Source organism: Laceyella sediminis (assembly GCF_003003125.1).
Taxonomy (GTDB): Bacteria; Bacillota; Bacilli; order Thermoactinomycetales; family Thermoactinomycetaceae; genus Laceyella; species Laceyella tengchongensis.
Genome location: NZ_PVTZ01000005.1, coordinates 1 through 25,846, shown reverse-complemented (window position 1 = coordinate 25,846; position 25,846 = coordinate 1). Strand labels below are relative to the sequence as shown.

Genomic DNA, 25,846 nt, shown 5'->3' with positions numbered 1-25,846 from the left:
GTTGTATAGAGTGCTTTCATTGAAAAATCCCGGAATCTTTGTGCAAGCGACGAGCGGCCTTTATTTTCAGAAGGTCGGAATGCAGTATTGACAAGGGTTTTCGCAATTATCCTGCCCGTTTGAGGAGATTGTTTGCGGTCTTAAACATGCTTGTAGGTTTATCCCGCGTTTTTGGTATAATGGGTGAAAAGTTGTTTCGTAGAGTGAAACCGGAGGGGTAAACGGTGAGTGATGAGAAAAAGTCAACCGTGCGCGCGGCGGAACGAGCTTTGGATATCCTTCTCTGCTTTGTGGATGAAGGGAGCCTGGGCATGATGGAGATCGCCGAGCGTACCGGATTGAATAAAAGCACAGTATTTCGCTTGCTGGCGACGCTGGAAGGTAAGGGGTTTGTGAAGCGGGATTCGGAGACGGACAAGTATCAGCTCGGTTTCCGCGTGTGGGAACTAGCCACTAGCCTCAACCAATCAGACGAGCCGGCCGTTCTGTTTTTACCGGAGATGGAACGGTTGCGAGATGAGTTGGATGAAACGGTTAGCCTGTATTACCGTATCGGCAAAGAGCGAGTCCGCGTCCAGGCGATCGAGAGCAAACAAGCCATTCGCCGCGTGGCGCCGGTCGGGGCGCGGTTGCCATTGTATGTGGGGGCTTCCAGCAAAGTGCTGATGGCTTACGCCAGCGAGGAAGAGCTACAGGAGTTGCTGGCCGATCCCGATTGGCCCGACAGCGTCAACAAGGAAGTGTATTTGGAACAATTGCAGCGCATCCACGACGACGGCTACGCCATCAGTGTTGAAGAGCGGGAAGCGGGCACCGCGGCGGTCAGTGTGCCTGTATTTTCACGGCAAGGGAGATTGGTGGCGGCGCTGGCGGTGTCCGGCCCTGTTTCCCGCATGAATGTCAAAAAAATGGTGCAGTGTGTTCCCCGTCTCAAAGAGTCAGCCCAGCGGATGGGCAAGTTGGTGCGTGCGTGAGGCCCCTTAAAAACACAAAGGGGCCTCACGCACTTGTGACAGTGTGGTGAGGGTTCGTGAAAAATGGGAAGAGAGGCGCTTCGATTGTGATATAAAAACTAGAGAGCAAAAGGGAAAGGGGAACATGGCGTTATGAAAGTGGCGGCGATGGGATGCTTTTTGGGATTTATCTTCACTTTTCTTTTCACTTTGTACAGGTCCCAAGTGGAAAAAGCGAAACATGGGAAACTTCCTTCCTTGAGCAAGGCCAAATACCGTAAAATGTATGTCTCATCTTTTGTGTTTCTTGGTATTTTCATTATCGCGTTGCTAGCGGCCAAAGGGATGGATGACGGCAAAGCAAAACCGGCTGTTTCTGATCCACCCGCTTCCCAGTCGGATATCGACGCAAAAGGGACGTCGGCTAGCGATGATCTTGAGGATGACGACAAGCACGATAAAGATGAGAATAAAAAAAAGCGCAAGCATGACAACGACGATTGACTGAGGAAGATAGCCATGGGCATGGCGCGATTCCACGTAAAAATAAAAGAAGAACGCCTGGCAAAGCGGCGTTCCTATCATCGTTACAGCTCGGCTTCAAACCGGTTTAACAGTAATTGCTTTATGCGCTGGCACTGTTGCTGGTGCCATTCATCACGATGGTCTTTTAGTTGTTTGTAAGTTTGGTCCAAGGCGAACTTGATCACTTCAGCCTCATCGGCGGTAAAAGTCCATGTATACATATCATCGGTCGTTTTTTCCACCTGACTCCCTCCTCTTTTTCAGTCTGGACAAGGAAGTGGGCAGTTAGCCAAGCCGGTCAAGATTTTTTCAGGTCATCTCGCTGGGTACGACCGCCGTAGAAAAGCGCTTCCGGTTCTGCGACGTCTTGCTTGGCTATGATTTTGTCTGGTACGAGGCGGTAGACGATGGTTTTGCTACCCATGGTCGAACGGTATCTTTCCACATGGGCTTCACGCAAGGGAGTTGGGAAATACCCCGGCACGTATTTGGCTAGCATGGCATTCAGCGCCGCGGTGGCTTTGGCGAGATCGATGCCGGGAGCAACGTTTCCAAACAACATGACGCTGGTGTAAGACGTGCCGGTCTTGGCCGGGACGGTGGACACGATGGTTCAGTACTCTTGGGCTACGGTGAAACAGAGCGGGCCGGCGGCGGTGCTTAGCGCATCCGCCTTCCGACCGATTTCGCTTCCATGAAAATAAATCGCATCTTGATACCAGACATAGTTGAGCGGAACGACATACGTCCCTTCCGCATCGACGAGGCCCAGATAGCCGACGCGGGTGGAATGAAGAAGTTGCCGCACCCGCTCTTCGTCATGCAAACGTTTGGTTTTGCGGCGGATCGGGCGGCTTGTTTCTTTGTTGAGCAACGCGTGAAAGGGGCAAGTAGACCGATTGGGATTCATGTGCTTTCCTCCTCTAGCGGTGCAAAAAGCCTACCGCATCTTGCAAGAGGAAGATTGGATCATCAGCCGCCCCCCGCCATGGTACGGTGGTTAATCCGCGATTGTCGGTTCATGTGCCGCTCGTTTCCCCCAGGCGCGAGCAAAATCGATTTCAACTGTTGGAGCGCATCCGAGCGGCTACCCGTGTGCCAGGGATGTTTCTCCTGTCCGGTATTTCCACACCACCGGAGGAAGAGATCGCTCGCGTGTTGAAGCAAGTGGTATAGTTTGCTTAATGTATGACGAGAGATCGCTACGGCCCGCTGTTTTTCTTTTTTGGCATTGCCAATCATCTTCCTATTGCTAAGAGGGAAGCCCTTTTGCTAGCATGGCTAGTAGATGTTTTTCATAGCGGCGACCGCAGGGTGTTGCCCCATTTTGTTGTAAAAGAGAAGAGGTGCATTCGTGCCACAAGCGCATCAAACGATAGATGAAGTGAAAATCCCTATGGTGGAATTGTTTGAGACCGTAGAGGGGGAAGGGACACAGGCTGGGTATCCGACGACGTTTGTGCGGGTGTTCAACTGCAACCTGCGCTGTACGTGGTGTGATACGCCTTACAGTTATGCGCCGGCTAAGCCGGAGTTTTTTGCTACCATCGCTGAGATTGTGGCAGAAGTGAAAAGGTACGGTCACCCCCGTATTTGCTTGACGGGCGGGGAGCCGCTCATCCACGGGGAGAAATCGCTTTTGCTCATTGAGGCGTTGGCGCAGCTGGAAGAAGTGGCGGACATCCACATTGAGACCAATGGCGCCATTCATTTGGCTCCGTTTCATGCCTGGCGGGAAGCCAATCCCGAATGGGGGCAAAAGGTGCGGTTTGTCCTCGACTATAAACTGCCAGCCAGCGGGGAACAGGACAAGATGATCGAAGAGAACTTCACTTTTTTGCGCGATACGGACGAAGTGAAGTTTGTGATCGCCGACGATACGGATTTTGACGTGGCGGTTGAAGTGGTGAGACAGCGGATAGAACGGGGCGTCCCACTGTTCAGCCCGGTGTGGGAGAGCATGCCGCCGGCTCGCTTGGTAGAGCGGATGTTAGCAGAGCGTTTGACGCATGTGAAGTTGAATTTGCAATTGCATAAAGTGATTTGGGACCCAAATGCTAGAGGAGTGTGAGCAGGAATGAGCAAAAAAGCGGTCATCGTGTTGAGCGGAGGGTTAGACAGCACCACTTGCATGGGGATAGCCTTGGCAGAAGGGTATGAGCTGTACCCCATCACGTTTCATTACAACCAACGCCATGACAAGGAAGTGGAGCATGCCCGCAAAGTTGCGGCGCACTATGGGGTGGCAGAACGCCACAAGGTGGTGGATGTTTCCTTCCTCGGCCAGATCGGCGGAAGTAGCCTGACCGACACGGCGATGGAAGTGCCCACGGAGGGAGTGGGTGAGGGGATTCCGTCCACCTATGTGCCTGCCCGCAATTTGATCTTCTTGTCGTTGGCGACGGCTTATGCGGAAGTGATCGGTGCGCAAGTGCTGTACACCGGCGTCACGGCCGTCGATTATAGCGGCTATCCCGATTGCCGTCCGGAATTCATCAAATCGATGGAAGAAACCATTAACCTGGCCACTAAGCTGGGCGTCACCTCGGATGCGAAATTGCGGATCGCGACGCCGCTCATTTCGCTGACCAAAGGTGAAATCATCGCGCGGGGCCTGGAACTGGGCGTCCCATATGAATTGACCACCTCCTGCTACCAAGGGGAAGCGGAGGCTTGCGGGGAGTGTGACAGCTGTCTCTTGCGATTGAAGGGCTTCAAGGAGAACGGCGTACAAGATCCTATCCCATATAAAACAAAGATCGGGTGAGAATCATGCCTGGGAAATATACGTTGGTCAAGCACTTTTGGATTTCTTGCGCCCACCGCGTGCCTGGTGCGGGCAAATGCGATCGATTGCACGGGCACAATTACAAAATCACTTTTTGCGTAGAAGGGACGCAATTGGATGAACAGCAGATGTTGATCGACTTTCGTCAAGTGAAACACGCCATCGAGAAGAAATATGATCATCATCTGTTAAATGAATTCCCTGAGTTTGACCCCGCGCAAGGGGGACATGCCCCGACCACGGAGAAAGTGGCGGAAGTGTTCTTTTTAGCGATTGAAGAATTATGCGAGCAAAAATCAAACCGCCCCATTGTGAAATGGGTGGAAGTAGAAGAAACCAATGAAGCGTTTGCCCGTTATGAACGGGTGTAAGGAGGCAACTAGATGAGTGAGAAGCGACAGGAGCTCCAGCTCCATGCCCTCGGCGCTAAAACCGATTATGTGTTCCAATACAATCCGGATGTGTTGGAAACCTTCGACAACAAGCATCCGGGCACGGATTATTTCGTGAAATTCAATTGCCCGGAATTCACCAGCTTGTGCCCCATTACCAACCAGCCGGATTTCGCCACGATTTATATTAGTTACGTGCCGGACCAGAAATTGGTTGAAAGCAAATCGCTTAAGCTGTATCTATTCAGTTATCGCAACCATGGAGACTTTCATGAAAATTGCATCGTGACGATCATGAAAGACTTGATCGAGAAAATGGACCCCAAATATATCGAGGTGTGGGGAAAATTCCTGCCGCGCGGCGGGATCAGCATCGATCCGTATGCCAATTACGGCAAACCGGGGACGCGGTGGGAACGGATCGCCGAACAGCGATTGGCGCAACATGATCTCTATCCTGAACGCGTGGATAACCGGTGAGGATGTCACCCTCGGAGCGAGCCAGCTCCGGGGGTTTTTGTGTGATTTTGTTTTTGCTTTAGACGTTTCAAAAGTGGATATGCGTGGAAAATCAGAGGGGAACATGTGGACGTTCTTCATAGGCAATCGTAGTTTTTGAAAAAAAATTTTTTTGACTCGCCGGCCATTTTACTTTTAAAAAAATCATCGGAAAATATCGTTCTTTACAAAAGCTCTCGTATAATTATTCAAATCACCGGTTGCCCCTTACGTACCAAGCAGGGCTCAGGGATTTCTCCCCCGCCTGGTCGTAGCGGCAACGGGTGCAAAGGGGAAAAGGTATGATTAAAGATCATGGAAACAATCATCGTGAACTGTCATTGGCGCACGGTACATTACATGTGTTTGCCAATGATGAAGTATTCGCATCCTTGGAACAACGCGTCTACGACATGGCCGATAACAATTTGCGCATTCCGCGCAATGTCTATATGAGCTACACCCCCGATGCCCACGTGGGGGTGGGCACGTGCATCGGAACAACGGCGGTCTGGAACATGAAGGATGGATTTGTCTCTCCGTCCATCGTCGGGTCCGATATCGGTTGCGGCATGAGGGTGCATCTGACACCGCTCACCAAGGCCGACATCCAGTCGAAGTCGTTGCGGCGTGAAATGATTGAGTCGATCGAGAAATACGTACCCGTCAACGAACGGCAATCTTCGTCCTATAGCGATATAGAGGTGGAAAAAGTGGTAACCGAGGGGATTGAAGGCCTGCCGGTCTCCTACATCCCCGACGAAAAGCCGTCGAAAAAAAGCAGATCCCTCACCCATGTGGAACATGCCAAGTTCAAGTTTGACAAAGATTACTTGTCCGACGTCTCGGACAAGGTGTGGGCACGCGCTTGGCAAACGATTGGGACATTAGGGGGCGGCAACCATTTCGTCGAAATTCAAACCTTGGAAATCAATGAAGCGAAGCGTGACATCGCCGCCAAGTGGGGGATGTTTGATGGGCAAGTGGTGGTGATGATCCATTCCGGTTCTCGTGCCTGGGGTGGGATGATGGGGAAACAGTACACCCGCGACTTCCGCAACGCGATGGATTTATGGGGAATTGAAAATCCTGATCCTACCTTGGTATACGCACCGATCCAGAGCGCTGAGGGGCAACGCTACATCAACCTGATGTATTCGGCTTTGAATTATGCAGTCGTCAACCGTCACATGATCGCGTTTGGTGTGCGTCAAGGTTTGAAAGATGTGTTTGGCTCCGCACTTGAGATGCCGGTTCTGTATGACTTGATGCACAATTATGCCTTGCAAGAGTTTCATCGCAACAGAGCGATGCTGGTACATCGCAAGGGGACGACCCGCGCTTTGCCGGCCGGTCATTTCCTCAACGCCAAACCGTACAAAGAGACGGGTCATCCTGCACTCATACCCGGGTCGATGGGAACGGCTTCTTACATTATGGTCGGAGAAAAAGCGGGTGAAAAGAATTTCTATTCGATTTGCCATGGAGCGGGCCGTGTCCGCTCACGCAAAGCGACCAAACAGGTGGTTACGGTCGACCAATTTGCCCAGTCGATGAGAGTAGGTACGGAAGAGGAGATTATGGTGAATCAACGCACGTTGCGCGACATCTTGGATGAATGCCCGCAGGCGTACAAAGATGTAGATCAAATCATCGATTCCGTCGTTGGCGCAGGTTTAGCTTCGGTCGTGGCCAAATGTCATCCCATGGCAGTGATCAAAGGGATTTAAGTTCCAGCTGGGATGGGATACAATAAGGGCAAAGGAGGGAAGAGCAAGTGACTGAAAACTTCTACTTGCAACAAATGCAGACAATGGTTCAACATATGCGCGATGAGTTGACTTCAATCGGTGTGAAGGAGTTGCGCACCCCTGAAGAAGTGGATGAGGCGCTGAAAGGGGAAGGTGCCAAAGGAACCACCTTGCTCGTGATCAACTCGGTGTGCGGCTGTGCTGCCGGTTTGGCTCGTCCTGCCGTCGCGCTGTCGTTGAAACATGATAAAGTTCCCGATCATTGGTATACGGTGTTTGCCGGCCAAGACCGCGAAGCGACGGAGCGGGCCCGTTCCTATTTGGTAGGTCAACCGCCGTCATCTCCGTCGTTTGCGTTGTTGAAAGACGGCCAACTGGTACATATGGTTCACCGGCATGAGATTGAGAATGTGCCGCTTGAACAGATTGCGGCCAATCTGACCAACGCTTACGACAAATATTGCGATTGATGTGAGGACTCCCCTGTTTTTCCGGGGAGTGCTCTCTTTTTTGAAAGCCCCAGGACGAGGGAGCCTTTGACAGTGAAAGCGAAAGGGTGGTTTACGTGGAGGTAGTAGCGTTTATTTTACTGGCCTTTTTCATTGCGATTATCATTTTGGTCAATGCGCTGTACCGCTCAGCCAAAAAGCCCCGCCCCAGCCAGTCGTATATTTTGCCCGACTTGGGGATGCAAGAGCACAGTGAAGAGTTTGCGCAAGAATTGAAAGCGCTCATCGATCACTTGGATAACGCGTTAGATGAAACCTATGTGGCGCGCGTAAAGGAACGCGTTTTCCGCGAGCATAAAGTGGGTTTGACCGAATGGGAAAACCGCTGGTTTGAGTGGAAACGGTACTTGGTGATGACCGCGCTGTTGAAGAGTGTTCCTATGTACAGCCGGGAAGTGGATGAAGTATGGCATGAGATGCTGATGTTTACCCGCGAATACGAAGATTTCTCACGCCGTTTCTTAAGAACCACCTTGCATCACTCCCCAAATGATGGTGATCAAGCGCCTGACCCCTACGAGCGGGCATGGTTTGATGTGATCTATGTCTGCCTGTTCAAACCGACCAAATACAGTTCGCAGACATGGGGCGCCTTTTTGCGTCACCCGCTTCGCCGTGAGCTGATCTGGGCGTTGAAGGAAGATGATGTAGAAGAGATTGCGAGCCGCTATTTCAATACTCGCACCCAAGAACAGGTACCGCATGTGGCCAAGCTGGTTTCATGTTTGATCGCGTATCTGAAAGGGCAATTGGCCAAAATTGATGGGGCGGTCGCCAAAGAAGGACACACTGTGACGAAATTCAAGCGCTACCGAAAGAGCTTGGTACCGCAATCGAATGAGGCGTTGCTCATGTTGACAAGCGTTTTGTTTTTATCCGCTTATCATGATGAAGACTTTGCAACGCAACTGGCACGGCTCCAATCACAGTCCGCGAAAGCCAATCATTCGAGCTCCGGCTCGGATGAGTTTGGATGTGCCAGCATCGACGACGGGGGAGATTCTGGTGGTTCTGGTGATTCTGATTCCGGGAACTCCAGTTGCTCCAGTTCCAGCTGTTCCAGCTCTAGTTGCGGTAGCTCATCATAAACAAAAAGCCATGACAAGTTTACTCACTTGTCATGGCTTTTTTGGTTATTGCCCGAAAAATAGGCGCAAGGCACGGGGAAGTTCACGTTGCCAGAACCCCCATGTATGGTCTCCCTCTTCCTCGTAATAGGCCACTTTTGCATTTTTTTCAAGCAAATGGCGTTTCATTTCGCGATTGCGCGCAACCAAGTCAAGGGTGCCCATATGTGTAGGAACCGCAGTCTCCGACAAGCCGATCGATTGATAGATCTGAAGGTGTGAGAGGCTGGGTTGCCGCATCACTTCATCAATGGTTTGTTGCAGGAATGCTCCTGACTGGGATAAAACGCGGGAACAGACATCAGGATATTGAAGCGCCAAATGCAATGAGACGGTGCCGCCAAGAGAGGAGCCGCCTACTACCAGGTCATCCCGTTTCGGACTGATGGGGTAACGGCTCCGCACCAAGGGAAGCAATTCTTCAACCACCATGCTCATATGCGACGCTTGCCGCTCTCCGATCGGTGAATATTCGCTGGTGCGGCGCTCTTTGTTCACCGGAATCGCCATCATGGCGAAGGGTGTAAGTTCTCCGGCTTCGATCAATGGCGTCGCTTGGGTGACGATGCGGCCCAAGTTGAAATAATCGGGCCCGTCGTGTAGCACCAACAGCGGCAAGTCGGTCAATGTTTCGTGGCCGGGAGGCAGATAGATGAGGATTTCTTTGGTTTCATTCAGCCAGCGGCTCGTTACCAATTCTTTCTTAATGGTGCGTTTTGCCATGTTGTCTCCGCCCTTTTCTGCATTGATTTTATACAGGTTCTTATCCAATAAATCGTGTCAAAATAGCTTTAATCGCTATATGTATTCAATACTATACCCTATTTTTGAAGTGATTTCCTATTGATTATTTATTTGGTTGTCGTGTATATTTATACTACGAAGCAATAAAGTTTTAATATAATATATTCCTTACGAAAGGGTATAATAACGGCAAAATGAAGGAATTATTGGAGTTGGATAAAAATGAACCTTTTCTTTTTTTGAAAAAAATTATAATATCGACATATGATAGATTGCGTTGCAGTGACGAGGAGGAGGATTAATGCACGAAATTAATCAGCAGCAAGAATTGAAAAGGACAATGAAAAGCCGCCACTTGTTTATGATTGCCCTTGGGGGCGTGATTGGAACCGGGTTCTTTTTGAGCACGGGATATACCGTGGGGCAAGCCGGTCCATTTGGCGCGGTATTATCTTACCTCATCGGTGGTTTGAGCATGTACCTGATCATGCTGTGTTTGGGGGAGTTGGCCGTCGCTTATCCTGTTGCGGGATCATTCCAAGATTATACGACAAGATTTATCAATCCAGCGACTGGTTTCACCATCGGCTGGCTGTATTGGCTCGGCTGGGCGGTAACTGTGGCGCTCGAATTGATCTCAATCGGAATGTTGATGGATCGTTGGTTTCCTGATGTTTCCCTATGGGTATGGTGTTTGGTGTTCGGAATTATTCTGTTCGTTGTAAACGCTTTCTCTGCAAGGGGCTTCGCGGAGACGGAATTTTGGTTTTCCAGCATTAAAGTGTTAACGATTATTGTCTTTATCATCCTGGGTGGAGCGGCAATGTTCGGCTTGATCACGTTGAAAGGCGGAGAAGCTGCTCCGATGCTGAATAACTTTACGAAAGACGGCTTGTTCCCCAATGGATTTGGTGCGGTCTTGATGACCATGCTGGCGGTAAACTTTTCATTCCAAGGAACTGAATTGATCGGGATCGCATCGGGAGAGAGTGAGAATCCCGATAAGACCATCCCACGGGCAATCAATCAAACCGTCTGGCGTACGATTCTTTTCTTCGGTTTAGCGATTTTTGTGTTGGCTGGCTTGATTCCATGGAAAGAAGCCGGTGTGATGGAAAGCCCCTTTGTCGTAGCATTTGAGAAGCTGGGCATTCCTTACGCTGCGGACGTAATGAACTTCGTCATCTTGATGGCGCTGTTGTCTGTTGCCAACTCCGGATTATACGCGACGACCCGGATGTTGTACTCCTTGTCACACAATGGCATGGCGAGCCCGATATTCGGCAAAGTGACCAAGAAGGGTGTGCCGCTTAATGCGTTGATCCTCAGCATGGGCTTTGCCTGTCTGTCCCTGTTGTCCTACCGTTTCGCAGAAGACACCATTTACATGAGCTTGCTTTCCATCGCCGGAGTGACGGCGGTGCTAGCTTGGATGTCGATTGCCGCATCCCAATTCTTCTTCCGCATCAAATATGTGAAAGAAGGTGGGAAAGTGGAAGATCTGAAATTTAAGACTCCGCTGTTCCCGATTGTGCCGATCTTGGCCTTTGTGATCAACTTGGTGGTCTTGGTGAGCCAGTGGTTTGATCCTGCCACCCGCAGTGCGATTACCTTCGGCGTGCCGGCGATCATCATCTGCTACATTGTGTATTTCTTGTTCTTCAGAAAAAAATTCGCCGCATTGCAAGAGAAGCGAGTAACCGAATAAATTGATTAGGCAAATCACCTTTCCAGTGCGTAACACTCCCTGGCATACAGACAGGGGGTGTTTTTTTTGTGTAATTAAAGACTAAAATCATTCAATATTGTGATTTTTCAATTGGAAAGTTAAAATGAATGTACAACGAGCCCTGATATTTCATGTGGGAAATGGAGTGGTACCATGTATAAACCGGTTTGGTTTCCCAAGCGGGAGATGATCGAGCAGACAAGGCTTTATCGTCTGATGCAGAAGTTGGGGTATGAAGATTATGATGCATTTTACCAAGCGTCAATTAAGGATATTGGTTGGTTTTGGAATGAAGTAGCCAAAGACATGTCGCTTGCTTGGACGGTACCTTACACAAAAGCAGTCGATTTGGAGCGAGGCATCGCTTGGCCGCGCTGGTTTGTCGGGGGGAGGTTGAATATCTCTGCCAACGCGCTAGATCGGTTTGCGGAAGATCCAGCTAGACGCAACCAGCTTGCCCTGATCTGGGAAGGCGACGACGGCTCGACGGAGAAACTGACGTACCGCGAATTGTTGCGTGAGGTGAACTGTTGCGCTCGCGGGTTACGTGAATTGGGCGTCCGACGGGGTGACCGGGTCGCGTTGTATCTGCCCATGATCGTGGAGAATGTGGTGGCGATGCTGGCGATTGCCCGGCTCGGCGCGATTTTCACCCCGTGTTTTTCTGGTTACGGCGCGGAAGCGGTGGCGACTCGAATTCAAGGCTGTGAAGCGAAGTGGCTCATTACGGCGGACGGTTACAAGCGCCGCGGCAAGATGGTGGCGATGAAAGAAGAAGCTGACCGGGCTGCGCAATTGTCTCCATCGATTGAAAAGGTGATTGTGGTGCGGAGGCTGGGGAGAGCGTGTCCTTGGCATGATTCCCGGGATGTAAGTTGGGATGAGTTGATGAAAAAGATGGAACCGCTTCCACCCGTCGATACCGATGCCAGTGAGCCGTTAATGATCATCTATACTTCTGGCACCACGGGCAAACCGAAAGGAACGGTTCACACCCACAGCGGTTTCCCGCTCAAAGCCGCATTTGATGCGGGGTACGCTTTTGATGTGGGGCCTGGAGATGTGCTGTTCTGGGTGACGGATATGGGTTGGATGATGGGGCCGTGGATGGTGTTTGGCTCATTGCTGATGGGTAGCACCATGCTGTTGTACGAAGGCACTCCTGACTATCCCCAGCCAAATCGGTTGTGGCAATTAGTCGAGCGGCATGGGGTGACGCACTTGGGCATATCCCCAACCTTGATCCGTTCTTTGATGAAAGAAGGGGAATCGTGGCTGGAAGGGAACGACTTGAGCTCGCTCCGGGTGTTCGGTTCCACTGGCGAACCATGGAATCCAGAGCCGTGGATGTGGCTGTTTGAACAAGTGGGGCGAAAGCGGATCCCCATTTTCAACTACTCAGGCGGAACAGAGGTGTCAGGGGGCATCTTGGGCAATCACTTTTTCAAGCCGATTGCACCGTGCGGTTTTGCCGGCCCTTTGCCAGGGATGGATGCCGATGTGTGGGATGAACAGGGAAAACCGGTGCGCGGCGAAGTGGGCGAGTTGGTGTTGCGCCAGCCTTGGGTCGGCATGACCAGCGGCTTTTGGCAGGATGACGACCGTTATGAAGAGGCGTATTGGCGGCGTTGGCCCCAAACATGGGTGCATGGGGATTGGGTGGCCATTGATGAAGAAGGGCAGTGGTTTATCACGGGGCGTTCAGACGACACCCTCAACATCGCCGGCAAACGAATGGGACCTGCGGAAATGGAGTCGGTACTGGTGGATCATCCAGCTGTTTTAGAAGCGGCCACCATCGGTGTTCCAGATTCGGTCAAAGGCGAATGCGCGGTGTGTTTTGTCGTGTTGAAAGCGGAGCCGGACACGGGAGAGGAGATGGAACGGGAGTTGATTCACTTTGTTGGCGAGAAGATGGGGAAAGCATTGAAGCCGAAACGCGTTCTTTTCGTCGACGAGTTGCCGAAGACACGAAACGGTAAGATCTTGCGCCGCGTCATCCGAAGCGCCTATCTGGGGCGGGAGACTGGGGATTTATCGTCTTTGGAGAATCATACAGCTGTTGAAATCATACGAAAAATGGGAGATAATCACATAGACTGAAGATCGATCTATAGGGGCAGAATGTTTGGACACTGGGGTGCTTTTTCGACTCATTTTTAAATAATTTGTAAAAATCGTTGGTTTCCTATTAAAGGGAACCAATTTCTTTTAGCATGCCCGAAAATAAACGGGTTGATTATTTTATGTTTTTAAAAAATCTTACTTTTAATTAGTCAAATATGTGGGCAAACATGGTAAAATGATTTTGCTTCCGCGAAGAGAGACACAAAAAAAGGGAGACGATGCGAATAAATAGATAGGGAGAGGTGTCGGTATTGCATGTTCCGGGGAACTACAGATTTAGAAGCACGTGTGTTACAGGTGCAAACTGCTCACTCTCCTGAACAGAGAGACGATTTGTTGCGTGAATTGGAACCTCACGTTCGTCGAATCGCTTCCCGGGTATGCCGGAGAGTGATAACGCAGCAAGATGATGAGTATATGATTGCTTATCGGGCGTTGGATGAAGCGTTGGAGAAATTTAAACCTGATTTTAACGCTTCATTTTTATCCTTCGCTTACAAAGTAATCCAGCGCCGCCTAGTCGATTATTTCCGTCAAGAGGGCAAGCATCATCGAGTGTTGCCGATGGGCGGGACTGGCACACGGGCTGATGAAAACCAAAATCAAGAACTTGTATCCGTATCCTTTGAAAGGCATAACAATGAAGAGTTGGATCGCATGCGCAGGATGGAAATTGAAATTTTCATCAAAGCTCTAGCCAAATTCGACATCAGCTTGAATGATTTGGCCAAGAAAAAGCCCAAGCATCGTGACACGCGTGAAAATCTCTTCCAGATAGCCAGACAGCTTGTAGCGGATCAAAGCTTGCTACATAAATTTTATACACAGAAAAGACCTGACAAAGAATTGGCTAAAGCTTTAGGCATGCATCGCCGAACGCTGAGCAGGCACCGCGATTATTTGATCGCGTTGACGATTGTTCGAGTGGAGGATCTTGGTTTGTTGCGAAGTTATATTGGATTGTGACGGGGAAGAAAGGGGGGGCGGACCTATGCACAGAGGAATTATAATGGAAGTGCAATCACGGCATTGGATTGTGCTCACCCCAGAAGGCGATTTTATCAAAGTACCAAGAACCAATCCTTCCTTAGTGGTTGGGGAGGAAATCACTTTCCAAGCGACGAAGCGCAATCGCCGGAGGCTTGTCCCGGCATTTGTCTCCGTTGCAGCCGCCGCCGTACTGGGGATGTTTTTCATTTTGCCGCAGATGGCTCCGGATCGGGTCGATGCTCAAACATACATTTATGTTGATGTGAATCCGAGTGTGGAAATCGGCATAGATGAAGAGCGCAATATAGTGGAACTCCATCCGCTGAACAAGGCAGCTAAACAATTATTGGATGGGGAAGAATGGAAAAAAGAGAGCCTCAACCAATTCGTCATCGACTTCTTGGGAAAAGCCAAGCAACACGGCTATGTGCAACAAAAAGACCAAGTGGTGTTGTCCGGTTATAAAGAAGAGAAAAATAGTGAAGAAACGCTGGATCATCTCAAAACGATCCTGGACAACAAAAGCAAGCAGGAAAATTTGCAATTGGAAGTGCGTTCGTTAGTCGTTCCCAAAAAAGTGAAAAGCAAAGCAAGCCAATTTGGCTTGTCTCCTGTGAAGTACACCGCTTGGCTGATAGCTAAAAAAGAAGGCAAACAATTGGAAGCTGAAGAGATGGAAGAAACGCCATTGACAGAGCTGGCGTTGGAAGTGCCGCCTGTTTCTGAGATGTTGAATAAACCAGAGGTGTTGCCGGAGCTTGTGGACATCATAGAGAAAGAGCATCCGAAGGCAACCGAACCTAAACAGGAACCGCGCACGACAGATGAGCCGAAGCCACCGGCCACAACGCCGAACAATCAGGATGAACCAACACAAGAACCGCAACCTGAGCCGAATAACGAGCATCCTGAGCAAGATCATTCGGGTACGGGTGACACAGGCGGGACAAATCAACCGCCAACGGATAACAATACCAATACGGACACATCACAAAGCACCGACACGAACACTGGATCGACGCAAAAGACGCCATAGTACATTACACCGTCCGATACCAGCCTAGTCCACGGCAAGGCTCGCATTTTCAGTTGCAAGCTGACACCTCCCACCAGCTTCAACAGAAAAGAGAGGGGCCAACCTATGAAGGGAATCGGGATCGTTCGGAAAGTAGACCACCTAGGACGCATCGTTTTGCCCAAAGAATTGAGGGATATGATGAACATCAATCCCCATGACGGGGTGGAAATATATGTTGACAATAATAGTATTGTCTTAAAAAAATATAACCCCACATGCGTCTTATGCGGAAACGCCGATAAACTCTTTTATTTCCGAGAAAAAATCATTTGCGAAGAATGCGTTGAAGAAACCGCCAAATATGTGTTGGCATCCGGAGAGCAAAGATAAATGGCAAGGCACCCTTGAAAGGGGTGCCTTTTTTCATGGTGCCTAGAAGCGCTAGGCTTTTGTACTGTGATGCTGGACAGCTGTTGTGTAACAAACTGACAAACAATCGCTTGTTTGGTAAAATAAAATCGTATCATCAGAAAAGAGAGTTTTTTTAAAATAGTTTATTTGTAATCGCTTCCAACATATCTAAGCTGAGTAAACACCAGATTAGGATGAATGGAAGATGGAGGAGGGACAAAATGAGCGAAGCGCGCATAATGGTTGAAACCAAAGACCATGTTGCATTGCTCCGTTTGCACCGGCCGCATGTGCTAAACGCCTTGAACCAAGCATTGGTGAAACGGCTGGCCGATCTGTTGGAAGAGTTGGATCGGGAAGACGGGGTGCGCGCGATTGTCTTGACCGGCGGAGACAAAGCGTTTGCTGCTGGCGCTGACATTCAGGAGTTGGCCGGCATGGATGCGGTCGACTTTGTCAACCGGCCTTATTTTGCCGATTGGGAGCGCATTCGTCGGGTCGCTAAGCCGATCATCGCCGCAGTCAAGGGATATGCCTTAGGCGGTGGGAATGAACTCGCCATGTGCTGTGACATGATTATCGCTGGAGAGTCGGCCAAGTTCGGCCAACCGGAAATCAACATCGGCGTGATGCCGGGAGCGGGCGGTACTCAGCGGTTAACCAAGGCGATTGGCAAAGCGAAGGCCATGGAGCTGATTCTCACCGGCCGGATGTTGACGGCAGACGAGGCGCTAGCTTGGGGCTTGGTCAATCGCGTTGTGCCGGATGGGCAGGTGGAGGAAGAAGCATTGGCTTTAGCCGGGGAGATTGCCCAAAAGCCTCCCATCGCCGTCCGATTGGCTAAGCAGGCGGTCAACCGAGCGCAAGAATTGACCGTAGAGCAAGGATTGCAGTTTGAGCAGCACGCGTTTTACTTGCTGTTTTCTTCGGAAGACCAGCAGGAAGGAATGAAAGCTTTCATGGAGAAGCGAAAGCCCCAATTCAAAGGGAAATGAGGGAGGAACCAAATCATGAGTGAAGCGACGGTGTTACTGAATAAACAAGACGGCGTAGGGGTGATCACCCTCAACCGGCCGAAGGTGTACAATGCGATCAACCAGCAATTGAGCCAGGAGCTGGTGGAAGTGCTACAACAAGTGGCCCAAGATGACGACATCCGTTCCGTTCTGATCACTGGGGCTGGCAAAGCGTTTTGTTCGGGACAAGACCTAGGGGATCGGTCCGCCATGCAGAAAAAGGGAGACCATTTCGCCTTGGGGGACAGTGTGCGTGAGCGGTACAACCCTTTGATTGAAACGCTATCGGGACTGGACAAGCCGGTGATTGCGGCAGTGAACGGCGTGGCGGCGGGAGCCGGTTGCAGTTTGGCTTTGGCTTGCGATATTCGTTTTATCACTCCATCAACCCGATTTGTTGAAGCGTTTGTACGCATCGGCTTGGCGGTTGACAGTGGGTCAAGCTATTTTCTGCCGCGTTTGGTAGGCTTGGGCAAGGCGTTGGAACTGGCGATGAGTGGCCGTGACGTGGAAGCGGAAGAAGCGATTGCCATTGGCTTGGCCGAGCGGATGGTCGAAGAGGGAAAATTGTTTGATGAGGCGTTCGCGTTTGCTCGGCAATTGGCTGAAGGTCCCACAGTGGCAATCGGTTTGACAAAGCGGGCGATCATCCGCGGGATGGAGTCTAGCCTTAGCGAGGCACTGGAGTTTGAGGCCAAGGTGCAAGAATTGGCCGGGCGCACACACGATTTCCTGGAGGGTGTGCAGGCATTTGCGGAAAAAAGAAAGCCACAATTCAAGGGAAAATAAACCCTTTGCTAGCACAGTGTCATATGATGGATCAACAAGAAACTTTTGAAGGGGCGTGTTGATTACCCATATCCATATTCAACATACTGACGGAGGCGGGTTTTGCGTTTGCATTTCTAAGCCTTTGTCTGGGAGTCGTATCGCTTACTGGGCGGAGAAAGCGGGCAACCAGGGGTAGAAGAATTTTGTCCCGCTTTCTCCTAGCCTTCAGCAATGCCGCTTGAATAAAGCGCTCCCGGTCATTTTCGCATGGGAAACCGCCTTCTGTTTCACTGGCTAATCAACATGCATGACTTTGAATAATAAAGTGGAGATGGTTGATCATGGGGAGTCTGAAAATGGATCACCTCGAGCTAAAAGAGAAACGGGCAGAAATCGCCCAGATGCGTGATGTTTTCGCTCTGATGGAGGAACACGGCCATGAGCAGGTGGTATTTTGCCGGCATGCGCGTACGGGATTGAAAGCGATTGTCGCCATTCACAACACGACATTGGGGCCGGCCATTGGCGGATGTCGGATGATTCCTTATGAAACAACAGATGAGGCGCTGGAGGATGTCCTGCGTCTTTCTAAAGGAATGACTTATAAATGCGGCTTGGCAGATGTGGACTTTGGCGGGGGTAAAATGGTGATTATCGGTGATCCGGCAGAAGATAAGTCTCCGGAGATGTTCCGAGCGGTCGGCAGGTTTGTCGGGGGGTTAAACGGCCGGTTTTTCACGGGAACGGATATGGGTACCGAACCGGAAGATTTTATTCATGCTGCCAGAGAATCAGCATCTTTTGTCGGCCTGCCTCAGTCCCATGGGGGGAGCGGAGACACTTCGATACCGACTGCGTTGGGCGTGTTGCAGGGCATGCGGGCCATTGCGACGCATCTGTGGGGAACGTCGTCGCTGGCAGGGAAGAAAGTGGCTGTGCAGGGAATCGGCAAAGTTGGGAGCAAGCTGGTGGAGATGTTGTTGGAGGAAGGCGCGTCGGTGGTTGTCGCCGATTTATGCGAAGAGCGTTGTGCGGAGTGGAAACAGCGGGCGCCAGAACAGGTTGAGATCAGTCAGGTTGATGTCATCCATCAGGTGGACTGTGATATTTTCGCGCCTTGCGCCCGGGGCGGGATCATCAACGATCGCACCCTTGACGAATTGCAGTGTAGAGCTGTGGTCGGTTCCGCCAACAACCAGCTGGAGGCGGATCGACATGGTGATCTTCTGCATGCGCGGGGTATTTTGTACGCCCCCGATTATCTGGTGAACGCGGGAGGCTTGATCCAAGTGGCCGATGAGTTGGAAGGCTACCAGGCGGAGCGCGTCCTGGCTAAAACCAAAGCGATTTACGACATGGTGCTTGAAATATGCGAACGTTCCAAAAGAGAGAATATTCCAACATGTCGTGCTGCCGACCGTATCGTCGTGGAGCGGATGGAAAACATCGCGGATTTGCGCAGAATGATCCTCGGCTATGACCGCAATCAAAACAGAAAGGTGGGACGCGGGTGATCGGTCAATTGAATAAAGAGATGGTGCAGTATGTGACACCGGAAGGGTATTTAACCGAGCAGGGCCGCTCCTGCTGGCGGGCGCTTCCTGATGAAAGCAAGCTTCAATTTTACCGTTGGATGACAATGGTGAGACTGTTTGACCGCCGCGCCGTCCTGTTGCAACGACAAGGCCGGATCGGAACCTACGCCCCATTGGAAGGGCAGGAGGCGGCCCAAGTGGGTAGCGCCTTGGCCCTTTCCCAAGCTGATTGGATATTTCCCAGTTATCGTGAGCATGGGGTGGCGATGGTTGCCGGCATGCCCTTATCCCAAATCTTCCTGTACTGGATGGGGCGGGTAGAGGGATGTGAAGCGCCGGAAGGAGTCCGTTTGATGCCGCCGTATGTTCCGATTGCGACCCAGATTCCGCAGGCGGTTGGTGCAGCTTGGGCCGCCAAGCTCAGAGGTGAAGAAAGTGTGGCTGTGGCTTACTTCGGCGATGGGGCAACCTCTGAAGGGGATTTTCATGAGGGGTGCAATTTTGCGGGTGTGTTTCAAGTGCCAGTCATCTTGTTTTGCCAAAACAATGGGTATGCCATCAGCGTGCCTTTCTCCAGGCAATCAGCGACCGAAACCGTAGCAGAAAAAACGGCAGCCTATGCATTTGAAGGCGTCCGTGTGGATGGCAATGATGTTTTGGCCGTTTATGACGCGATGCGGCAAGCTGTGGCGAAAGCGAAAACGGGGGGTGGGCCAACGCTCATCGAAGCGGTCACATATCGCAAAGGCTCCCATACCACGGCGGATGATGCCAAACGATATCGGCCTGAAGCCGAAGTGAAAGAATGGGTTGAGCAAAAAGACCCGCTCCAGCGTTATGTGCGGTTACTCAAGGCGGAAGGGTTGTTGTCCGATGCGGACGAGTCGGCCTGGGAGGCGGAATGCAAAGAGCGCATCGACTTGGGCATTCGTGAGGCGGAATCGGCTACCCCACCCCCAGCAACCCATATGTTTGAGCATGTTTACGCCCAGATGGGTCCCAATGAGTGGCGGCAACGGCAACAATGCGAGCAAGGCGGTGGGCAAGTGGGATGAAGCAATTAACATTGGTGCAGGCGATCAACGATGCGTTGCGAGTGGCCTTGGAGCATGACCCGCGGGTGATCGTGCTCGGCGAAGATGTGGGTCGCAACGGAGGAGTGTTCCGAGCGACGGAAGGGCTATGGGAAACATTTGGCGATGATCGCGTTATCGATACGCCGCTGGCTGAAGCGGGCATTGTCGGCACATCGATCGGCATGGCCATCAACGGGCTAAAGCCAGTGGCTGAAATCCAGTTTCTGAGTTTTATCTATCCGGGGATTGAACAAATCATCACCCATGCCGCCCGGCTTCGTACCCGCACGCAAGGAAACCATCCGGCTTCGTTGGTGATTCGCGCTCCGTATGGCGGTGGGATTCGCGCTCCGGAATTACATTGCGATTCTACAGAGAGCCTCTTTGTTCATATTCCGGGATTGAAAGTGGTGACTCCTGCCACTCCGAGAGATGCCAAAGGATTGTTGCTGGCGGCGATCAACGATCCAGATCCGGTCATTTATCTGGAACCGATGAGGCTGTATCGGTCGGTGCGGGAAGAAGTGCCCGAGGGGTGGGTTGAAGTGCCGCTGGGCAAAGCACGCAAAGTGCGCGAAGGTGATGAGCTCACCGTGATCGCCTGGGGTGCGATGGTGCCAGTCGCTTCCGAAGCGGCTCTACAGTGGGAGAGACAAGGTGTCTCCTGTGACGTGATTGATCTGCGTTCTTTGTATCCGCTAGATGAAGAAACCATCATTGAATCGGTCAAAAAGACGGGCCGGGTAGTGATCGTGCACGAGGCACCGAAAACGGCGGGTCTGGGAGCGGAATTGACCGCTTTAATCAATGAACAGGCCTTTCTCTATCTGGAAGCTCCTGTTGCGCGGGTGACAGGCTATGATGTTCCGGTGCCGATGTATGCGTTGGAAGATGCATTCCGCCCTGATGTGAAACGTGTTTCCCAAGCGATTGAACAAGTGTTGGCGTTTGAATAGAAGGAGGGAGCTTGGATGTCGTTAGCCTTTCGCTTGCCGGACATCGGTGAAGGTGTGGCTGAAGCCGAGGTGGTCCGCTGGCTGGTCAAACAAGGAGACGAAGTGGAAGAAAACCAACCTGTCATAGAAGTTCAGACTGACAAAGCTGTGGTAGAATTGCCGGCACCCGCAAGCGGCAAAATGGCGGAATTAAAATGGAAAGAAGGCGATGTCGTCCCTGTCGGGGAGGTGCTGTATGTGATCGGGACGGAAGCGGGCCGAGAACAGGAACCGAAGGAAGTTCCGCACCAACCGAATGATTCCCACGCCAACGCATCGCCACCCGTACCGCAAAAGAAAAAGCGCGTGTTGGCTGCTCCTTCGACACGCCGGCTTGCCCGTGAGCTGGGTGTTGATCTGACTGAAGTCAAAGGGACGGGAGCCCATGGGAGGATTACTGCCGCGGATGTGCGCAACCATGCTGCTATGCATGGCGAACAACCAAGCGTGAAGGTCGCACAGGCGGAGAGTTCGTTGATGGTGCCACCATCCATCATGCCGACCCCAGCGGAAACCGGCGAGTGGAGCGAATCCGGCTTGTCTCCGGTGCGAAAGGTGATCGCGGAGCGCTTGCTGTTTTCTGTGACTCGCAAGCCGCATGCGACGCACTTCGCCGAATTGGCGGTGGATGGCTTGGTGGAGTGGCGCCAGCGCCGCATGACAGAGCGAGAAGAGGGCTCACCTCGTCTTTCCTATCTAGCCATCATCAGCAAGTTGGTCGCGCACACTCTAAAGCGCCATCCTCAATTTAACGCCCACTTCATAGAAGAGACGCAAATGGTTCGGCAGCACCATACCGTTCATTTGGGTATTGCGGCCGACACGCCCAAAGGGTTGCTGGTTCCCGTATTGCGACAGGTCGAACGGAAAACGATGGAGCAATTGGCGCGGGAGCTTGATGAATTGACTCAAGCAGCACGGGCAGGGAAGCTGTTGCCGGAGCAGATGAAAGGGAGCACTTTCACGATCAGCAATGCAGGGGCGCTAGGAGGGACTTGGGCCACTCCCATTATTAATCCCCCAGAAGTGGCGATTTTGGCGCTTCATCCGATTGAACAAAAGCCGTTTGTGAAAGAGGGGCAATTGACCGTGGGCTGGCGGATGAACATATCCTTGAGCTTTGACCATCGTGTGGTCGATGGGGCCGATGCCATCCGGTTCATCCAGACTCTTGAAACGTTTACGAAAGACCCCGGACGGTTGTTGCAAGAGCTGATATGACAATCGAATTTGTTATCGTGTGGACATCGCCTTATCTGCGAAGGCGGTGTTTTTTGCATGCATGATGCGTTGTGCAATCGCGTGGGCAACGAAGGAGCAAAGGGAATGCCTACTTCTACACTCCTCGCGTATTGTACGAACCATGTCATCGATCCGGGCATTGAGACAATGCGGTCGCATTTCTCCGTCTAGTTTCTACGCGGGCGAGGTGACTGCAAGGTGACTTCCAAGGCGCGCCAGTCAACTCCATCAGAAAGGACATGAATTGCCGTCCGCTTTTGCATAAAAACGAGCGGACTGCCAAGAATAAGGTTACATTATTTGGCAGGAAGGGCGGTTATGCCAATGGATACAGTTACGCTGGCGCGCGCTTTTTTTGGGACATCCCTCGCATTTCACATCATTTTCGCCACATTGGGAATCGGGATTTCGGCGATGGTGTTTCTTAGCGAATTTCTTTATTGGTGGAAAAAAGATATTCATTACAGTGTCATGGCTAAACGCTGGACCAAATCGGTCGCCATTTTGTTAGGCGTGGCTATCCCCAGCGGAACCATCGTAGCTGTGCAGCTTAGCTTGTTGTGGCCCGGATTTATGAAGATCGTGGGCCAGGTCATCTCGGTACCGTTTCAGGTGGAGATTTTCGCCTTTTTCCTAGAGGCATTGGCTTTATCCATCTATGTGTACGCAGCTGATCGCTTGCCCCCGGCGTTTCGAGTGGTCTCCGTGTTCCTAGTCGCATTGGGAGCCACTGCTTCTGCCGTGTTGATCACTTCAGCCAATACGTGGATGAACACGCCCGCCGGTTTTACCATGCGAGCGGACGGCACGATTACGGATGTCAATCCGTGGAAAGCATTTTTCAACCCCAGCTTTTTCGGTAGCGCCTATCATGTCGTGGTCAGCGCCCTGATGACCGGGGCATTTGTCGTGGTGTCGGTCGCCGCGTATCGTTTGTTGAAAGACAGGCGGGAAGAGGAGCAGAGCGTTCATCACAAGGCGTTGCTCTTGTCACTTGTCGTCGCCTTCATTTTCTCTTTTCTTACGGCTATGTCCGGACACGGTTCAGCACAAAATTTGCACCGTTATAGCCCGGAAAAGCTGGCCGCAGCTGAGGGTTTGTTTGAAACCCAGCGCTATGCGCCGTTGGCTGTGGGTGGGTATGTCGATTATCAAAAGAAAGAAATTCGTTATGGAGTGGAGATTCCTTACATGCTGAGCGTGCTGGCGGGCGATCGTTTTGATACGGAAGTGAAGGGATTAAATGATTTTCCACGTGAGACATGGCCGCCGGCTTACACGCACACCCTGTTCAATGTGATGGTGGGATTAGGCATGTTGTTGCTAGTGTTGGCCGCGTTGGGATTGTATGTTTATTGGCGTCGGAAACGCGGTACAAGGAATTGGCCGGAGTGGTTGCTCAGGTGTTTAGTCGCGGCTGGTCCACTGTCCATGCTCGCGATCGAATTCGGTTGGATTTTCAGTTGCAGTGGCCGACAGCCATGGACCATTTACGGCATTCAAACCACGGCCGAAGCAGCTACCAAAGCGGAAAATTTAGGCGTGTTGTTTGTTCTCTTCACCTTGGTCTATCTCTTCTTGGCCACGATCGTGGCGGTGGTAATGATTCGCTATTTCCGTCGCCATCCCTTGGCACAAGATTTACATCGGCTTAACCGAGAGTTAGGAGTGAATGCCCATGGTCCAACCCATTGAACCCTCTGTCGCCATTCTTGCTGTTTGGGTTGTACTTTATATCTACAGCATGGCAGGCTCCATTGATTTTGGCGCCAGTTTTTGGGCGATGGTATACGGAAACCAACAAACGCAAGCGGGCAAAATCGCCAATCGATTCCTGTCGCCGACATGGGAAGTGACCAACACCATCTTGGTTTTGTTGGTGGTCATGAGCGTTGGCTTTTTTCCTCGCGCGGCCTACATGCTAGGCAACGTTTTGATTGTTCCGGTCAGTGTCATATTGCTATTGATCACCATCCGCAGTTCCTTTATGGTCTTCGCTTATTATGTAGAAGGATATCAACGGCTGCTCCAAGCGGTGTCTGGGATCACCGCGCTGTTCATCCCCGCCTTGTTAATCAGTGCGTTGCCTGTCACGCAAGGCGGTTTTGTCCAAAGGGCAGATGGGCGGGAACTGCTTTTGTTTGACAAATTGGTAACCAGCCCGTCTGTATATCTGTATATCCTGTTCGGTTTGACTTCGGAATTGTTCCTGGCGGCGCTCTTTTTGGCCGACTACTCGAGAGAATCGGGAGATGAGGAAGCTTATGCCGCGTACCGCAAGCATGCGATTGTGTTCGGGCCGATCACGTTGTTGGTGGCTGTCTTCACGCTGTACACATTGGAGCCGGAAGCATTTTGGCTGCTGAAGCGCCTGCAAGAATTTAAGGTATGGTATGTGTGGTCGATTCTCGCATTTTTGATCGGGTACTTGGCGCTATGGTGGAAGACGCCGGGGGGAAAGGTGGGCCGGCCGAGAGTGGCGGTCATCGCCGTTGCCATCCAATATGCTATTGCCACTTTCGCTTATGGAGCGGCACATTTGCCCTATATCATTTATCCGTATTTGACTGTTAACGAGGCATTCACCCAAATCAACACTTTTTATTCGTTGCTAAAAGTGTTTGCGATGGGGCTGGCCATTTTGTTACCCGGATTTATCATTTTCTGGAGGCTCTTTATGAAAGACAAGCGCTATTTGCAGGGAGAGAGGCGGCCCTGACTTGGAGTTGGCGGCGCCTTGTTTGTCTGATAGTGTCTGATGCTTGAAAATAGGTTGCAGTGACCCATTTTTAAGTTTTCTCCATTAAACTAGACGTATGGCGGAGTCAAATTCCTGCTTCCTTTTATAGAGTATGGTATAGCAAATAAATAGGAGGCCAAAGTGAAATGATCAGAACTTCTGAGCTGACTCACTCCCAAGTGAGGCATATTCTTTTGCGTCCAAACCGGAGAGAGGAATTTGACGTTCGTTTGCGCCGTGGCGAAATCGCGTTTGTAAGATGCGGTCGATTGAGGTTCCGTCCAAGAATCGTTGGATTGCAGCGTGGGGACACAGTGAGGGTCCAATGTGGAAACAGCTCCGCCAATGTCACTTGCGGACGCGGAAGCGGGTCCACCCGAACAATTCGGTTAAACCGAGGGGAATCCGTTATTTTGGTGTGTAGAAGAAGGGGAAGAGGCGGAAGAGGTAGACTCATCGAAAGTGGCGGAGCCAATAGTGTGGCGAATAACATCTAAGCGCGGTTCAGTCAGGTGGGCGGGCCACAGCCTTTTCCGTTTCAAAGGTTGTGGCTTTTATCATGCGCAGAGTATGCATTGCGACGGGGTGAGCTTGCGGAAGTCCCATTGCTTTGTACCCAGAAAAAATTTATAAAAAAAAGCTTGCAGTTTTTTTATGTATGTGATAAATTAATCCTTGTCGCCGCGATGCGGTGATCACAAATAGAAAACGCACCTTGAAAATTAGATATGGAATAAAGCAACGAGGTTAAGAAGGAGATCCTTCTTTGACCGTCGATGTTGCAAATCACCGAGGAGATACCGAGCGGCATAGCGATATGCCGAATAAACCTAGTAGGTTAAGCTACTAAGGGCACACGGTGGATGCCTTGGCGCTAGGAGCCGATGAAGGACGGGACGAACTCCGATA

Annotated in this window: 27 protein-coding genes and 1 rRNA gene; 24 read left to right on the top strand and 4 right to left on the bottom strand. The window is 51.2% G+C overall.

Annotated elements, in window-relative coordinates:
- Positions 1-224 precede the first annotated feature (224 nt).
- Positions 225-974, top strand: coding sequence for an IclR family transcriptional regulator (locus CLV36_RS07500; protein ID WP_106342233.1), 750 nt, complete (start codon positions 225-227; stop codon positions 972-974).
- Positions 975-1,106: 132 nt separating this feature from the next.
- Positions 1,107-1,457, top strand: a complete 351-nt coding sequence (locus CLV36_RS07495; protein WP_106342232.1) for a hypothetical protein — start codon at positions 1,107-1,109, stop codon at positions 1,455-1,457.
- Positions 1,458-1,540: 83 nt separating this feature from the next.
- Here CLV36_RS07495 and CLV36_RS07490 read toward each other — a convergent pair whose 3' ends face one another.
- From CLV36_RS07490 to CLV36_RS17640, 3 genes are read right to left on the bottom strand one after another with little or no spacing between them, the layout of a single operon-like run.
- On the bottom strand, positions 1,541-1,720 hold the full coding sequence (locus CLV36_RS07490) for a hypothetical protein (protein ID WP_102993248.1): 180 nt from the start codon (positions 1,718-1,720) through the stop codon (positions 1,541-1,543).
- A gap of 56 nt (positions 1,721-1,776) precedes the next feature.
- The gene (locus CLV36_RS17645; protein WP_245888316.1) at positions 1,777-2,085 is read right to left on the bottom strand and encodes a hypothetical protein; all 309 of its coding nucleotides are present in this window, start codon (positions 2,083-2,085) and stop codon (positions 1,777-1,779) included.
- 6 nt (positions 2,086-2,091) lie between these two features.
- Complete coding sequence (locus tag CLV36_RS17640; protein WP_245888315.1) at positions 2,092-2,388, bottom strand: pyridoxamine 5'-phosphate oxidase family protein; 297 nt, start codon at positions 2,386-2,388, stop codon at positions 2,092-2,094.
- A gap of 101 nt (positions 2,389-2,489) precedes the next feature.
- On the opposite strand from CLV36_RS17640, the gene CLV36_RS17225 reads away from it, so the two are divergent.
- From CLV36_RS17225 to CLV36_RS07445, 8 genes are all read left to right on the top strand, one after another.
- On the top strand, positions 2,490-2,654 hold the full coding sequence (locus CLV36_RS17225) for a hypothetical protein (RefSeq protein ID WP_181352881.1): 165 nt from the start codon (positions 2,490-2,492) through the stop codon (positions 2,652-2,654).
- A 220-nt stretch (positions 2,655-2,874) separates the two neighbouring features.
- Positions 2,875-3,549 (top strand): 7-carboxy-7-deazaguanine synthase QueE, encoded by a 675-nt coding sequence (locus tag CLV36_RS07475; RefSeq protein WP_106342360.1) that lies wholly within the window; start codon positions 2,875-2,877, stop codon positions 3,547-3,549.
- A gap of 6 nt (positions 3,550-3,555) precedes the next feature.
- A complete protein-coding gene (gene queC, locus CLV36_RS07470; protein WP_054096270.1) occupies positions 3,556-4,245 on the top strand; it encodes a 7-cyano-7-deazaguanine synthase QueC in 690 nt (229 codons plus the stop codon).
- Positions 4,246-4,250: 5 nt separating this feature from the next.
- Complete coding sequence (locus CLV36_RS07465; RefSeq protein ID WP_022736974.1) at positions 4,251-4,637, top strand: 6-pyruvoyl trahydropterin synthase family protein; 387 nt, start codon at positions 4,251-4,253, stop codon at positions 4,635-4,637.
- Between the two features lie 12 nt (positions 4,638-4,649).
- On the top strand, positions 4,650-5,138 hold the full coding sequence (gene queF, locus CLV36_RS07460) for a preQ(1) synthase (protein WP_022736973.1): 489 nt from the start codon (positions 4,650-4,652) through the stop codon (positions 5,136-5,138).
- Positions 5,139-5,458: 320 nt separating this feature from the next.
- Positions 5,459-6,886, top strand: coding sequence for an RtcB family protein (locus CLV36_RS07455; RefSeq protein ID WP_106342230.1), 1,428 nt, complete (start codon positions 5,459-5,461; stop codon positions 6,884-6,886).
- Positions 6,887-6,960: 74 nt separating this feature from the next.
- Positions 6,961-7,377 carry a BrxA/BrxB family bacilliredoxin gene (locus tag CLV36_RS07450; RefSeq protein ID WP_102993901.1) on the top strand — a complete coding sequence of 139 codons (417 nt, stop codon included), beginning with the start codon at positions 6,961-6,963 and terminating at the stop codon, positions 7,375-7,377.
- Between the two features lie 95 nt (positions 7,378-7,472).
- Positions 7,473-8,504 carry a glycine-rich domain-containing protein gene (locus tag CLV36_RS07445; protein WP_106342229.1) on the top strand — a complete coding sequence of 344 codons (1,032 nt, stop codon included), beginning with the start codon at positions 7,473-7,475 and terminating at the stop codon, positions 8,502-8,504.
- A 45-nt stretch (positions 8,505-8,549) separates the two neighbouring features.
- Here CLV36_RS07445 and CLV36_RS07440 read toward each other — a convergent pair whose 3' ends face one another.
- Positions 8,550-9,266 (bottom strand): alpha/beta hydrolase, encoded by a 717-nt coding sequence (locus CLV36_RS07440; RefSeq protein WP_106342228.1) that lies wholly within the window; start codon positions 9,264-9,266, stop codon positions 8,550-8,552.
- A gap of 322 nt (positions 9,267-9,588) precedes the next feature.
- Here CLV36_RS07440 and CLV36_RS07435 point away from each other — a divergent pair, with 322 nt between their 5' ends.
- The 14 genes from CLV36_RS07435 to CLV36_RS07370 all read left to right on the top strand — a co-directional run.
- Positions 9,589-10,995, top strand: coding sequence for an amino acid permease (locus CLV36_RS07435; RefSeq protein ID WP_106342227.1), 1,407 nt, complete (start codon positions 9,589-9,591; stop codon positions 10,993-10,995).
- 174 nt (positions 10,996-11,169) lie between these two features.
- Complete coding sequence (locus tag CLV36_RS07430; protein ID WP_106342226.1) at positions 11,170-13,119, top strand: AMP-binding protein; 1,950 nt, start codon at positions 11,170-11,172, stop codon at positions 13,117-13,119.
- Positions 13,120-13,398: 279 nt separating this feature from the next.
- Entirely contained in the window at positions 13,399-14,109 is a 711-nt protein-coding gene (locus CLV36_RS07425; RefSeq protein WP_102993239.1) for a sigma-70 family RNA polymerase sigma factor, read from the top strand.
- Positions 14,110-14,134: 25 nt separating this feature from the next.
- Positions 14,135-15,169 carry an anti-sigma factor domain-containing protein gene (locus CLV36_RS07420; RefSeq protein WP_106342225.1) on the top strand — a complete coding sequence of 345 codons (1,035 nt, stop codon included), beginning with the start codon at positions 14,135-14,137 and terminating at the stop codon, positions 15,167-15,169.
- A gap of 105 nt (positions 15,170-15,274) precedes the next feature.
- The gene (locus tag CLV36_RS07415; protein WP_022736964.1) at positions 15,275-15,541 is read left to right on the top strand and encodes an AbrB/MazE/SpoVT family DNA-binding domain-containing protein; all 267 of its coding nucleotides are present in this window, start codon (positions 15,275-15,277) and stop codon (positions 15,539-15,541) included.
- Positions 15,542-15,783: 242 nt separating this feature from the next.
- Positions 15,784-16,557 (top strand): enoyl-CoA hydratase-related protein, encoded by a 774-nt coding sequence (locus CLV36_RS07410; RefSeq protein ID WP_106342224.1) that lies wholly within the window; start codon positions 15,784-15,786, stop codon positions 16,555-16,557.
- A gap of 15 nt (positions 16,558-16,572) precedes the next feature.
- Positions 16,573-17,367 (top strand): enoyl-CoA hydratase-related protein, encoded by a 795-nt coding sequence (locus tag CLV36_RS07405; RefSeq protein WP_106342223.1) that lies wholly within the window; start codon positions 16,573-16,575, stop codon positions 17,365-17,367.
- A gap of 323 nt (positions 17,368-17,690) precedes the next feature.
- Positions 17,691-18,863 carry a Leu/Phe/Val dehydrogenase gene (locus CLV36_RS07400; protein ID WP_245888314.1) on the top strand — a complete coding sequence of 391 codons (1,173 nt, stop codon included), beginning with the start codon at positions 17,691-17,693 and terminating at the stop codon, positions 18,861-18,863.
- Entirely contained in the window at positions 18,860-19,939 is a 1,080-nt protein-coding gene (pdhA, locus tag CLV36_RS07395) for a pyruvate dehydrogenase (acetyl-transferring) E1 component subunit alpha (protein ID WP_245888313.1), read from the top strand. The genes CLV36_RS07400 and pdhA overlap by 4 nt, the downstream gene beginning before the upstream one ends.
- Positions 19,936-20,916 (top strand): alpha-ketoacid dehydrogenase subunit beta, encoded by a 981-nt coding sequence (locus tag CLV36_RS07390; protein WP_284724425.1) that lies wholly within the window; start codon positions 19,936-19,938, stop codon positions 20,914-20,916. Before pdhA ends, CLV36_RS07390 begins: the two co-directional genes overlap by 4 nt.
- A gap of 15 nt (positions 20,917-20,931) precedes the next feature.
- Entirely contained in the window at positions 20,932-22,176 is a 1,245-nt protein-coding gene (locus tag CLV36_RS07385; RefSeq protein WP_106342222.1) for a dihydrolipoamide acetyltransferase family protein, read from the top strand.
- 345 nt (positions 22,177-22,521) lie between these two features.
- Positions 22,522-23,892, top strand: coding sequence for a cytochrome ubiquinol oxidase subunit I (locus CLV36_RS07380; RefSeq protein ID WP_106342357.1), 1,371 nt, complete (start codon positions 22,522-22,524; stop codon positions 23,890-23,892).
- Complete coding sequence (locus CLV36_RS07375; protein WP_106342221.1) at positions 23,876-24,916, top strand: cytochrome d ubiquinol oxidase subunit II; 1,041 nt, start codon at positions 23,876-23,878, stop codon at positions 24,914-24,916. The genes CLV36_RS07380 and CLV36_RS07375 overlap by 17 nt, the downstream gene beginning before the upstream one ends.
- A gap of 857 nt (positions 24,917-25,773) precedes the next feature.
- A 23S ribosomal RNA gene (locus CLV36_RS07370) occupies positions 25,774-25,846 on the top strand; the annotation flags it as partial.